The sequence below is a fragment of the Microbacterium esteraromaticum genome (genome assembly GCF_017303215.1).
Classification (GTDB): domain Bacteria; phylum Actinomycetota; class Actinomycetes; order Actinomycetales; family Microbacteriaceae; genus Microbacterium; species Microbacterium esteraromaticum_C.
Genome location: NZ_JAEMWU010000001.1, coordinates 926,321 through 938,762 on the forward strand (window position 1 = coordinate 926,321; position 12,442 = coordinate 938,762).

12 protein-coding genes and 1 tRNA gene are annotated in these 12,442 nt (G+C 68.2%); 7 read left to right on the forward strand and 6 right to left on the reverse strand.

The features are described 5' to 3' along the window. Positions 1-17: 17 nt before the first annotated feature. The 5 genes from JF543_RS04235 to JF543_RS04255 are packed head-to-tail and all read right to left on the reverse strand — an operon-like array spanning position 18 to position 5,701. Positions 18-1,241, reverse strand: a complete 1,224-nt coding sequence (locus JF543_RS04235) for a branched-chain amino acid ABC transporter permease (RefSeq protein ID WP_206822809.1) — start codon at positions 1,239-1,241, stop codon at positions 18-20. Beyond that, entirely contained in the window at positions 1,238-2,176 is a 939-nt protein-coding gene (locus JF543_RS04240) for a branched-chain amino acid ABC transporter permease (RefSeq protein ID WP_206822810.1), read from the reverse strand. The genes JF543_RS04235 and JF543_RS04240 overlap by 4 nt, the downstream gene beginning before the upstream one ends. After that, complete coding sequence (locus tag JF543_RS04245) at positions 2,173-4,086, reverse strand: AMP-dependent synthetase/ligase (protein ID WP_206821046.1); 1,914 nt, start codon at positions 4,084-4,086, stop codon at positions 2,173-2,175. The genes JF543_RS04240 and JF543_RS04245 overlap by 4 nt, the downstream gene beginning before the upstream one ends. Continuing rightward, positions 4,083-4,919, reverse strand: a complete 837-nt coding sequence (locus JF543_RS04250; RefSeq protein ID WP_206550550.1) for an ABC transporter ATP-binding protein — start codon at positions 4,917-4,919, stop codon at positions 4,083-4,085. Before JF543_RS04250 ends, JF543_RS04245 begins: the two co-directional genes overlap by 4 nt. Next, positions 4,916-5,701, reverse strand: coding sequence for an ABC transporter ATP-binding protein (locus JF543_RS04255; protein WP_179409142.1), 786 nt, complete (start codon positions 5,699-5,701; stop codon positions 4,916-4,918). The genes JF543_RS04250 and JF543_RS04255 overlap by 4 nt, the downstream gene beginning before the upstream one ends. Before the next feature lie 330 nt (positions 5,702-6,031). Here JF543_RS04255 and trxA point away from each other — a divergent pair, with 330 nt between their 5' ends. The 7 genes from trxA (at position 6,032) to JF543_RS04290 (ending at position 11,373) form a co-directional block, all read left to right on the forward strand. Further along, positions 6,032-6,415, forward strand: a complete 384-nt coding sequence (trxA, locus tag JF543_RS04260) for a thioredoxin (protein ID WP_206550546.1) — start codon at positions 6,032-6,034, stop codon at positions 6,413-6,415. Between the two features lie 77 nt (positions 6,416-6,492). Further along, the gene (locus JF543_RS04265) at positions 6,493-8,115 is read left to right on the forward strand and encodes a sodium-dependent transporter (protein WP_179409140.1); all 1,623 of its coding nucleotides are present in this window, start codon (positions 6,493-6,495) and stop codon (positions 8,113-8,115) included. After that, positions 8,112-8,246, forward strand: a complete 135-nt coding sequence (locus JF543_RS04270) for a methionine/alanine import family NSS transporter small subunit (RefSeq protein WP_206822811.1) — start codon at positions 8,112-8,114, stop codon at positions 8,244-8,246. Before JF543_RS04265 ends, JF543_RS04270 begins: the two co-directional genes overlap by 4 nt. A 61-nt stretch (positions 8,247-8,307) precedes the next feature. Next, entirely contained in the window at positions 8,308-8,955 is a 648-nt protein-coding gene (locus tag JF543_RS04275; protein WP_206550544.1) for a GntR family transcriptional regulator, read from the forward strand. Positions 8,956-8,985: 30 nt separating this feature from the next. After that, positions 8,986-9,630, forward strand: coding sequence for an asparagine synthase (locus JF543_RS04280; protein WP_274368312.1), 645 nt, complete (start codon positions 8,986-8,988; stop codon positions 9,628-9,630). 71 nt (positions 9,631-9,701) lie between these two features. Next, positions 9,702-9,774 (forward strand) — tRNA-Arg (locus JF543_RS04285). Between the two features lie 102 nt (positions 9,775-9,876). Beyond that, complete coding sequence (locus JF543_RS04290) at positions 9,877-11,373, forward strand: L-serine ammonia-lyase, iron-sulfur-dependent, subunit alpha (RefSeq protein WP_206822812.1); 1,497 nt, start codon at positions 9,877-9,879, stop codon at positions 11,371-11,373. A 21-nt stretch (positions 11,374-11,394) separates the two neighbouring features. Here the strand turns inward: JF543_RS04290 and JF543_RS04295 are convergent, their stop codons facing one another. Further along, positions 11,395-12,435: an alpha/beta hydrolase family protein gene (locus tag JF543_RS04295; protein WP_206822813.1), complete on the reverse strand. Its 1,041-nt coding sequence runs from the start codon at positions 12,433-12,435 to the stop codon at positions 11,395-11,397. Positions 12,436-12,442 lie beyond the last annotated feature (7 nt).

The following is a 12,442-nucleotide window of genomic DNA, read 5'->3' on the forward strand; positions in this document are numbered from 1 at the left end:
CAGTTGTGGGTGCCGGGTCAGTACGAGAATGGCCAGGCCTTGAAGTAGTTGCGTACGCGCACCCACAGCCCGAACAGGCCGCGGGGTTCGAGGGTGATGAACAGGATGATCAGCACACCGAACACGATCGTCTGCAGCTGGAAGACGTTCAGCACGCCGCCGCTCGAGACGGTGATCCACGGGATGACGGTGGTGAGCTCTTCGAGCAGCCGCGGCACGAGTACGACGAAGCAGGCGCCGATCAGCGTGCCCGAGATGGTCGCGATGCCGCCGATGACGATCACGGCGAGGAAATCGATCGACAGGAACAGGTTCCACTGCTCGGGGGCGATGCGTCCGATCAGCATCGAGAACAGGGCACCGGCGATACCGGCGTACGCCGACGACAGGGCGAAGGCGAGCGTCTTGGTGCGCAGCAGGTTCACGCCCATCACCTCGGCGGCGATGTCGCGATCGCGCACGGCCGCGAAGGCGCGCCCGTACCGGCCGCGCATCAGGTTGCGTGCGGTGAAGCCCAGAACCACCAGCAAGACCAGGCAGAGCAGATAGAGGGATGCCGCGGGCGTGACGATCACGGGACCGATCGCGTAGGTGGCCGACAGGTCGGCGCCGAACAGCGTGCGCTGCGCCACGCCGCGGCCGACGCCCTGCCCACCGGTGATCGGCGTCATGATCTTGAACAGGTGCTCGCCGAGAATCAGCAGCCCCAGGGTGAGCACGGCCAGGTACAGCCCGCGCACGCGTGTTGCCAGTGGCGCCACGATCAGGCCGATCACGCCGGGGATCACCGCGGCCGCCGGCAGCACGATCGCCAGGTCGAGCCCCAGCCCCCACGTGGTGTTGCCCGGGGCGCCGCCCAGTACTGCTGCGGTGTACGCGCCGAGCCCCAGAAAGAACGCGTGACCGAGCGAGACCTGTCCGGCGTAGCCGGTGAGCAGGTTCAGACCGATGCCGCCGATGGCGTACACGACGGCCATGGTCAGCAGGTAGGTGAGGTCGGCGGCGATCAGGAACGGCGCGGCGACCGCGATCACCAGCAGCACGACGAACCAGAAGCGTTTGACCGGGGTGTTCAGCAGCGCCTGATCGGCCGTGTAACTGGTGTACAGCGACGGGCGCCCGCGCCGCACGGCGCGCGAGACGCGACCGGTGCCGCCGGCGAAGTCGTACTCCTGCGCCGCGCCGGTGAGTCTGTGCGCCACGGTGCTGAGCTGTGACTGGCCGCGCGATGACTGGTTCATACCCGCTGCACCTCCCTGGTGCCGTAGATGCCGTAGGGGCGTACCAGCAGCACGATGATCATCAGCAGGTACGGCACGACGTTGTCGAAGTTCGTGCCCAGCCAGGGGGCGAACTGCGGTTGATACGTCTTGGTCAGCGCCATCGCGATACCCACGATCAGGCCGCCCAGCACGGCGCCCTTGAGCGAGTCGAGCCCGCCGATGATGATCGCCGGCAGCGCGACGAGGGCGAACAGCGCATCGGTGGCCTGCACCACCGAGCCGTTGGCCCCGAGCAGCGCGCCCGCCAGTGCCGCCAGCGACCCACCGATCGCCCACGAGATCGAGAACATGCGGCCCGCCGAGACGCCCTGGGCCAGCGCCGTCTCCTGATCCAGCGACGTCGCCCGCATCGCCAGACCGATCTTCGAGCGGGTCAGCCACCAGCCCAGCAGGCCGATCACAACCAGCGAGATGACGAACCGGGCGATCGCGTTCTCGTAGATCTGCACGCCGCCCGAGCAGCCGGTGACGCCGAACGACTCGGTCGTCTCGCCGCCGAGGCAGACGGATGCCAGTTGCCAGGGGTCACCGACCGTGCGCGGCTTCGAGTCGAACAGGCGGAACGCGACCACCAGCAGCGCGATGAAGAGCCCGACGGTCACCAGCGCGGCCGAGAACGGCGGGCGTCCGATCATCGGCCGGATCGCGACGCGCTCGATACCCACCGACAGCAGGCCGACCACGATCATGGCCAGCAGTGCCGACACCGCGAACGGCAACCCCATCTGGGTGGCCGCGACGCTGGTGACGAAGGTGCCCAAGATCAGCAGCGCCGGCTGTGCGAAGTTGAGCACGCCCGTCGCCCGGTAGATGATCACGAAGCTCACGGCGATCAGCGCGTACACCGCGCCCTGGCCGAGCCCGGTCGCCAATGATGACAGCAGGGTGTTCATCCGTTCCTCCCCAGGTCGGCGCCCGGGTACGCCGTCGAGTCGGCGTACATGTCGTCGATCAGGTGCGGCACGGTCGCCGCGAAGGCGACGCGTTTGAGCTTCTGCGTCGCGGTGAGCTCGCCGTCCTCATGATCGAGCTCTTTCGTCAGCATCCGGAACTTGCGCACCGACTCCACGCGCGCGAACCGTTCGTTCGCCTCGCGGATGATCCCGGCGATCAGCTCGACCACCTCGGGCTTGCTGGAGAGGTCGCGGTAGGTGGTGAACTCGATCTTGCGCCGGGCGGCCCAGTCGGCGACGGTGTCGTACTCGATGCCGATCAGGGCGGTCAGGTAGGGGCGGCGGTCGCCGATCACCACGGCCTCCTTGACGTACGGCGACGCCTTGAACGAGTTCTCGACCTCGCTGGGCGAGATGTTCTTGCCGCCGGCGGTGACGATGATGTCCTTGATCCGGTCGACGATCCGCACGTGCGTGCCCTCGACCCATTCGCCGACGTCGCCGGTGTGCAGCCAGCCGTCCGCATCGACGGTCTCGGCGGTCGCCTCGGGGCGCCCCCAGTACCCGGCGAAGGTGCCCGGATGCCGCGTGAGCACCTCGCCGGTCGTCTCATCGAGTCGAAGTTCGGTGTGCGGATGCGGCTCGCCGACGGTTCCGACGATCATGCGCCCGGCGAAGTTCGATGTCGCGATCGCGGAGTTCTCGGTCATGCCGTAGGCCTCGTACAGCGGGATGCCCAGGCCCAGGAAGAACGACAGCACATCGGGGGCGATCGGTGCGGCGCCCGAGATGGCGTGGCGCACGTGCAGCAGTCCCAGCCGTTTGCGCAGCGGCCGGTAGAGCGGCCAGTAGCCGAGCGCGTACAGCATCCGCGCCCGCGGCGTGAACGTGCCCCCGTGCGCGATCCGGTCGGCCGCGATCACCTCGCTCCACCGCCCGCCGATCGCGTACACACCGCGCTTGAGGCGCGTCGCGCCGGTCATCTTGATCGCCACACCCGCCTGGATCTTCTCCCAGATGCGGGGAACACCGAACAGCACAGTCGGCTGCACCTCGGCCAAGTCCGCCGAGACGGTGTCGATGGACTCGGCGAAGTGCACGACGGTGTGCGTGCGCAGGTTCGCCCAGGTCGAGATGCCGCGTTCGACGACGTGCGAGAGCGGAAGGTACGACAGCAGCGCGTCGTCGGGGCCGATGCTCGCGCCGAGCAGGCCGCCGGGCAGAGCGAGGATCGTCGAGGCGAATGACACGTTGCGTGCCGTCAGCATCGCGCCCTTGGGAGGGCCCGTGGTACCGGATGTGTAGATGAGCGTGGCCAGGTCGTCGGGGGAGCGCGTCGCGTCGATCTCGTCCAGGAGCAGCGGATGCTCGGCGCGGTGGCGCTCGCCGCGGGCGATCACCTCGTCGACCGAGAGGAGCTTCGGATGCTCGTAGCCGGCCAGCCCGCGGCCGTCGAGCGAGACGATCCACTCCAGGCCCGGGCAGTCGTCGACGGCGCTGAGCGCCTTGTCGACCTGTTCCTGGTCCTCGGCGACGAGCACGCGTGCACCGCTGTCCTGAAGCAGGTAGGTGACCTCGGCGAGGGGGTTCGTCGGGTACAGGCCGACGATCGCGGCCCGCAGCGACGCGGCCGCGACGTCGGAGAAGAGCCATTCCGGTCGGTTCTCGGACTGAATGGCCACCCGGTCGCCGGCGCCGACACCGAGCGCGGCGAAGCCGTACGCCAAACGTTCGACATGCCGTTGGTAGTCGGCCCAGGTGATGTCGCGCCAGACGCCGGTCTGCTTGACCCGCAGCGCCGTGCGGTCGGGCATCGCTGCGGCCGCTGCGCGGAGCAGGCGCGGCAGGTACGACGTCTCGGACGAGACGTCGGGGCCTCCGTCGACGGTGAGGGGCGCGGGATCGGTCATCGTGCGTCCTCCCGATCGGATGCTGCGGGTCCGTCGAGCTCGTCGTGAACCTGCTCGGCCATCTCGGCGGTGGCGCCGCCCAGGTAGGCGGCGATGACCGCGGGGTCGCGTTGCACCTCGTCCGGCGTGCCCAGGGCGATGCGCTTGCCGAAGTCGATGACCATCACCCGGTCGGCGAGGTCCATCACCAGGCGCATGTCGTGTTCGACCATGATCATCGAGGTGCCCAGTTCGCTGCGGATGTCGAGGATGAACCGGGCCATGTCCTCGGTCTCTTCGGTGTTCATCCCGGCGACGGGTTCGTCGAGCAGCAGCAGGCGCGGCTCCATCGCCAGAGCGCGTCCGAGCTCGACCCGTTTGCGGATGCCGTAGGGCAGGATGCCCACCGGCATGTTGCGCACGCCGGCCAGGTCGAGGAACTCGATCAGGTCTTCGATGCGTCGGCGTGAGATGAGCTCTTGTCTGCGGGCGCGTCCGAACCAGACCATCGCCTCGGGCCACGAGTAGCCGGCGCTGATGTGGCGCCCGAGCAGCAGGTTGTCGAGCACGGTCAGGTTGTCGAACAGCTCGACGTTCTGAAAACTCCGGGCGACGCCGCGGCGCGCGACCTCGTCGGGGGCGCTGCCCAGCAGGGGCTCGCCGTCGAGCAGGATCGACCCGGCCTGCGGGCGGTACACCCCCGAGATGCAGTTGAATGTCGAGGTCTTGCCGGCGCCGTTGGGGCCGATCACGGCGAACAGCTCGCCCTCGGCGACATCGAATGAGACGCCGTCGAGCGTGGTCGCGCCGCCGAAGCGCAGGGTCAGGTCGCGCACATCGAGCAGAGCGGTCATGACAGCCACCGCTTCCGTCGCTTGTAGTGTTTGACGTCTCGCAGGCTGCCCGACGTGGCGCCGGTGCCGAGGTAGAACTCGCGGATGTCGTCGTCGTCGCGCAACGCCTGGGCGGGGGCATCCATCACGATCTTGCCGTTCTCCATCACGTACCCGTGGTCGGCGATCGACAGGGCCATCGCGGCGTTCTGCTCGACCAGCAGCACGCCGGTGCCGTCGTCGCGGATCGTGACGATCAGGTCGCGGATCTGCTCGACGATCTGCGGGGCAAGTCCCAGGCTCGGCTCGTCGAGCAGAATGTAGCGCGGCTCGGCCATCAGCGCCCGACCGATCGCGAGCATCTGCTGCTCACCGCCCGACAGGTAGCCCGCGCGCTGTCCGCGGCGGTCGCGCAGGATCGGGAACATCGTGTAGATGCGGTCGAGTTTGCCGGCGACGCCGGAGCGGCTGCGCGTGTAGGCGCCGATGCGCAGGTTCTCTTCGACGGTGAACTCGCCGAAGACCCGGCGCCCCTCCATCACCTGGCTCACCCCGGCGCGCACGACGTCGGGGGCGCGGCGGGTGTCGATTTCGGCGCCGTCGATCGACACGTGTCCGCGCGAGATCCGGCCGCGGTGCACATCGAGCAGTCCCGTCATGGCCCGCAACAGCGTCGTCTTGCCGGCGCCGTTCGCGCCGAGCAGGGCGACGATGCCGTCCGCGGGCACGTGCAGGCTCGCGCCCTTGACCACGAGCATCACGTCTTCGTAGACAACCTCGATGTTGTGTACCCCAAGTGTCATAGCGTCCCCTTCGCTGCGGCGCTGTGATGGCGTCAACCCAGCAGCGGGCCGGGGCGTGTGGCCCTTTCGTTATGAATGCGAGACTCACAGAAGTTGAGACTCGGTCTCAGGCGAGGTGAGGGGTTGTGCGGCAACGATTTGACACCTCTGATACCCCCGGGGGTATACTCATTCTCAAGCCACCCCTGAAAGGATTGAACTATGTGTGCACGAGTGACCTGTGGAATCTGCGGCAAGGCGACCTGGGACGGCTGCGGCCAGCACGTGGAGGAGGCCCTGGCGGGCGTCCCCGCGGAGCAGCGCTGCGCCGGCCACTGAGCTGAGCCGACGATGACCACCCGGACCATCACCGCTGCCGACCTGCGCAGCACCATCGACGACAACGACATCGTCCTGCTCGACTTCTGGGCGGCATGGTGCGGACCCTGCCGCGCCTTCGCCCCGGTGTTCGAGAAGGCATCGGATGCCAATCCCGACATCGTGTTCGGAAAGATCGACACCGAGGCCGAGCAAGAGCTCGCCGCGGGATTCCAGATCCGCTCCATCCCGACGCTGATGGTGTTCCGCGGCGGCATCCTGGTCTTCTCGCAGCCCGGCGCCCTCAACGAGGCGCAGCTCGACCAGGTCGTCACCGCCGTGCGCGGGCTCGACATGGACGAGGTGCGCGCCGAGGTCGCGCGCCAACAGGCCGAGCAGCAGACCGCGAACGGCTGAGTCACGGGCATCCGACACACCTGAGCGCCCCGGCGATCCCCCTCACTCCCGCCGGGGTGCTCAGGTAGTGTCGTGCCATGGCTAACGCGACGACGCAGGCACCACGACGCGAGGCGTTCAGCTCTCGCAACGTCTTCATTCTCTCGGCCATCGGCTCGGCCGTGGGGCTGGGGAACATCTGGCGGTTCCCGTACGTCGCCTACGAGGGCGGCGGTGGTGCCTTCCTCATCCCGTACCTGTGCGCCCTGCTGACCGCGGGTATTCCGCTGCTGTTCTTCGACTACGCGATCGGGCACCGCTTCCGCGGTTCGGCTCCGCTCGCCTTCCGTCGTATGCACCGCGCCGCCGAGCCGCTGGGCTGGTGGCAGGTGCTCATCTGCGTCGTGATCGCCGCCTACTACGCCGTGATCATCGCCTGGGCGGCGATGTACACCTGGTTCTCGGCGCGGCTCAGCTGGGGCGCGGGTAACGAAGAGAACTTCTTCTTCACTGAATTCCTGCAGCTCGGCGACGTCGGTGCAGATGGCCTGTCGGGCAGCTTCGTTCCGCAGGTGGGCCTCCCCCTGATCGCCGTCTGGCTGGTGGTGATCGCGATCATGGCGCTCGGCGTCAAGCGCGGTATCGGTCGGGCCAACATGGTGCTGATGCCCCTGCTGACGGCGATGTTCGTGATCCTCGTCGTGCAGGCGTTGTTCCTGCCGGGTGCTGCCGACGGACTCAACGCGTTCTTCACCCCGAACTGGGCGGCCCTCGCCGACCCCGCCGTGTGGGCGGCCGCCTATGGGCACATCTTCTTCTCGCTGTCGGTGGCCTTCGGCATCATGGTCACCTATTCGTCGTACCTCAAGCGAAAGACCGACCTCACCGGCTCGGGCTTGGTCGTCGGCTTCGCCAACTCGGGCTTCGAGATCCTCGCCGGCATCGGAGTGTTCGCGGCGCTCGGCTTCATGGCGCAGGCAGCCGGCACTGACGTCTCGAATCAGGCCAGTGCGGGTATCGGTCTGGCGTTCGTGGCCTTCCCCACGATCGTGTCGCAGGCCACCGGTGGTTCGATCATCGGAGTGCTGTTCTTCGGTGCGCTGGTCTTCGCCGGCATCACGTCGTTGATCTCGGTGCTCGAAGTCGTCGTCTCTGCCCTGCAGGACAAGCTCGGCTGGGGGCGCGTGCGCACGACCCTGGTTGTGACGATCCCGATCGGACTCGTCTCGATCGCACTGTTCTCGACAACCACCGCGCTGCTGGTGCTTGACACGGCCGACGCGTTCATCAATGCGTTCGGCATCATGGCCGGCGCCTTCGTCTCGGTGATCGTCGTGTCATGGGTGCTGTACAAGCTGCCGGTGCTGCGCGAGCACCTCAACCGCCGCTCCAGCTTCCGCGTCGGTCGGGTGTGGATGCTGCTGGTCGGCGTGCTCGCCCCGGTGGTGCTCGGCTACCTGCTCGTCAGCGAGATCATCGCCAAGTCCGCCGAGCCGTACGGTGGCTACCCGGTGTGGTTCCTGTGGGTGTTCGGCTGGGGCATGGTGATCGGGCTGATCGTGCTGGCCGTGCTGCTGTCTCTGCTGCCGTGGAGCAGCCGGTCGCACGCCAAGGACGACCCCGATTACGACGAGTTTCTGCAGGTCGAGAGCTACGCGCCCGACTCCGAGACCGGCACCGTTCGATTGCCGGATGCCACACAGAAGGGAGCAGGCGCATGACCACCACAGCCGTCGTCATGATGGTCGTCGCGATGGCCACCGTCTGGGGAGGCCTGATCGCCGCGATCGTGAATCTGGCGCGCCACCCCGAGGTAGCCGAGAACGAGCCCGCGCCCCCGATCGAGCTCTGAGCCGCGGCGCACTGTTGCGTGACACTGGTGTGCCGCGGCGTCCGGGTGGTTGAATCCGAAGATGGAGATCGAACGGACCACCGAGCTCGAGTCGGTGCGCGTGGCAACGGCGCTGCGTGACGACATCATGCTGGGCCGCCGGCTTCCCGGTGACCGTTTGATCGAACGCGACATCGCTGCTGAGCTGCAAGTGTCGCGCCTGCCGGTGCGCGAGGCGATCAGGCAGCTCGTGGCCGAGGGCGTCGTGGTGACCAGGCCGCGCACGTGGGCGGTCGTGCGGGAGTTCTCTGAGAAGGACCTGAAGGACTTCGCTGAGGTGCGCGAGGCCATGGAGACACTGGCTTTCGTGCTGGCGGCAGAGCGCATCGACGGTGACGGTATCGCGCAGCTCGAAGCCCTGGTCGTGCACGAAGAGGCTTCGGCGATGTCCAACGATGTGGACGCCGCCTACGACGCGGCGGCCGCCTTTCACATGACCGCCGTGCACCTGTCGGGCAACGCGATGCTGATCGAGTTGGCCGAGTCTCTGGTCACCCGGTTGCGCTGGCTGTTCGGGCAGCACGAAGACCTGGGGCAGATGGCCAGCGCCCACCGGGTGATCCTCGAGGCGATGCGTGCCGGTGATGCCGAGGCCATGCGCGTCTTGATCCCGGAGCACCTCGAACACGGACGCGCGGTGGCCGAAGACAGGCTGCGCCGAGGTCGGTGACTGCCGGTACGCTCAAGTTGGGAGGTGCTCGTGGGACGAACAGCGGATGCCATCGCCGAGGGTGTCGCCATCGCCACGGCGGCCGCCCGCCTGGCTGTGAAGAACCAGATCCTGGTCGGCACGATCGCGCGCGACGGAACGTTCGACATCGATCATTACAAGGCCGAGGCGCGTAAGGCGCTGCTGGCCATGGCGCACGAGTCCGAAGAAGCGGCCGAGTTGCTGACGCGACTGCGCAAGCGCGCGCGGGGGCGGCACTCCGACCCGCACGGCACGCACGACTACCGTGACCGTGACGTGCGCAACCTGCGCCGGCGCGCCCGGCAGTCGCTGGGTGTCGCCGACAACCTGCGCAAGATGGCCGACGACTCCGAGGCGTTGCGCGCCCTGGTTGAGGATGCCAGGGCAGCGGCCTGGGCCGATGTGCGCAGCAACCTCGATCGGCGGTTGCAGGTCGAGGGCATGCGACCCGAGCAGGACCCCGAGTACGAGACCATGCGCGAGGCGCGCATGCAGGCGCTGAAGCTGGTTGATCTGCAGGCGCTGTCGTCCGAGCAGCGGGCTCGCCACAAGCGTGAGAGTGCCGCGCGAAAGGCCGCCGAGAAGGACACCGTGAAGGCGACGACGCGCGCTGAGCGGGCCGGCCGACGCGGCGCGCGCGCGGTCGGCGGGTGACCTCAGGGGCTCGATTTCGCATATGCGCGGATCGTGTTGTAGTCTATTCAACGGCCCGCTGAGCGGGCCGTGCGCCCCTAGCTCAATGGATAGAGCATCTGACTACGGATCAGAAGGTTGGGGGTTCGAGTCCCTCGGGGCGCGCACTGTGTTGAGACAGTATTGAAACCCCCGTCGCGAAAGCGGCGGGGGTTTCGTCCTTTCCGGGCGACCCCGCGAGGAGCCTGCGGGACGTAGGCTTGAAGGGTGACTGCGTACGTCTCGGCTTTCGACCTGTTCTCCATCGGTGTGGGGCCTTCGAGCTCCCATACGGTCGGACCGATGCGGGCCGGTGTGGATTTCGCCGCCCGCCTGCGCGCGGACGACATGCTCGACCGTGTCGCACGCGTCTCGTGCGAGCTGTTCGGTTCGCTGGGTGCGACCGGCATCGGCCACGGTACGCCGGACGCCGTGCTCGCCGGGCTGCAGGGGCTGTTGCCCGAGACCTGCGATCCCGACGACGTACGCGCGCTGTGGACCAACTGGACCGAGGGGCGTGAGCTGCTGCTGGCCGGCGAGCACGCGATCGCCTTCGCCAAGGACGACATCGTCTTCTTGCCGCGCACGCGGCTTCCCGGGCATCCGAATGCCCTGACGCTGCACGCCTTCGACGCCGAGGGTGCGACGGTGCTCGAGCAGACGTACTACTCCGTCGGTGGCGGGTTCATCCGCCGCGATGGCGAGCAGCCGCGCGTCACCACCGCCGAACAGCCGTACCCGTTCCGCGACGCCGAAGAACTGATGGCGCTGTGCGATGAGACCGGCATGTCGATCGCCGAGATCGCCCGCGCCAACGAGACGGCGCTGCGCAGTGAGGAAGACGTCGCAGCCGGTCTGGATGCGATCTGGGACGCGATGTTCTCGTGCGTCGACGCCGGGCTGCACTCCGGTGGCACGCTTCCGGGCATCCTCAAAGTCAAGCGCCGCGCCGCCGACATCCGCGAGCAGCTGGAGGCCTCAGAGGCGGATGGGCACCGCGAACTGCCGGGGGAGTGGCTGGGTGCGTTCGCGCTGGCCGTGAACGAAGAGAACGCTGCGGGCGGACGGGTGGTGACCGCACCCACCAACGGTGCCGCCGGCATTCTGCCCGCCGTCGCGATGTACTGGTGGCGCTTCATGGCCGATTCCGGTCTGGGCGTCGGCAACGCCGTCACGCCGCACGGTGAGCTCGTCGGCAGCGCGCTGCTCGGCTTCCACGCGGCCGGTGACGACCCGGTCGCTGTCTCGGACGATGAAGAAGAAGCGGTCGCCGAGGCGAACCGTCGCCGGGGCATCCGCCGCTTCCTGCTGACTGCGACCGCGCTGGGGTCGCTGTTCAAGGCCAACGCATCGATCTCGGGAGCCGAGGGCGGATGCCAGGCCGAAGTCGGCTCGGCCTGCGCCATGGCCGCCGGTGGCCTCACGGCCGTCATGGGCGGCACTGTGCGGCAGATCGAGAACGCCGCCGAGATCGCCATGGAGCACCATCTGGGGCTCACCTGCGACCCGATCGGCGGCCTTGTGCAGATCCCGTGCATCGAGCGCAACGCGATCGCGGCCTCCACCGCGGTGACCGCGGCGCGGCTTGCGCTGCGCGGCGACGGTCACCACTACGTCTCGCTGGATGCCGTGGTCGAGACCATGCGGCAGACCGGGGTCGACATGTCGACCAAGTACAAGGAGACCAGCGAGGGCGGCCTCGCGGTGAACGTCATCGAGTGCTGAGGGCCCGGCTCTCGCCTCGGCTCACAGGCCGGCGAGGTACCCGCGGTACGTGTCGAGCACGGACGGCGCGAACAGCGCGCGCGGCCAGATCACGGCGGTGATCGCGCCGATCACGGGCGCGTCTTCCATCACGGGGCGCGCCAGCGGATGCGTCGCGTCGAAGTGCTCGACGCGCACGGCGTCGCCGAGCAACCGCTGATAGGTCCGCGCGGTCTCGTCGACATCGACGTTGCGGTCGCGGTCACCGAGCATGAGCAGCACGGGCACGTTGGCCTGGGCGAGCCCTTCGAGGCTCTCGGTGGCATCCGACGCGGCGTTCCGCTTCGCGAACCGCCAGCGGTCCTCGCTCATCGGGTCGGGGTCGCCGCTTTCGGCGAGATACCGGTCGTAGTCGGCATCGGCGGCTATGAGGGAACGGATGCTGTCGCTGAGCGCGATCGCACGCTCGCGTTCGGCGGGTGTCGCGCCGGTGTCGTCGAGGCCGGACAGCAGGTGGTAGCGCCCCTGGCGCAGCCAGTTGATCGCCGGACCAACAGCGACAACGGCGTCGATGTCGTCGCGTGTGGCGGCGAGATCGGGCAGGACCCACCCCGCCTGACTGGCGCCCCACAGCACGATCCGCGTGGTGTCGATGTCGGGCTGTGCGTGCGCCCAGTCGATCGCTTCGGACGCCTCGGCGGCGCGATCGGCCATGCTCTGATGCAACCAGTGACCCTCTGAGGTGCCGACGCCGCGTTTGCTCCACGACAGCGTCGCGAACCCCGCGTCGGCGGCGGCCTCGAACCAGGGCAGGTACAGCCCGTCGTGGGTCGCCTCGACCGGGCCATCGCCGTGGATGACGATGACGAGTCCGCGGGTGTCGCCGGATGCCGGGCGCGTGAGCGCCCCCTCGAGCGCGCCCTGTGCGGTGGGGATCAGCACCGGCTCTTGGCGCAGGCGGTAGTCGTTGCCGATCACCGCGGTGATCGCGACGCCGACGACGAGTGTCACTGCGGTGACGCCGGCGGTGATGAGAAGGCGAGTCCATCTATTGATCTTCTTGCGCACGTTCGTAGCGTACATGATACAT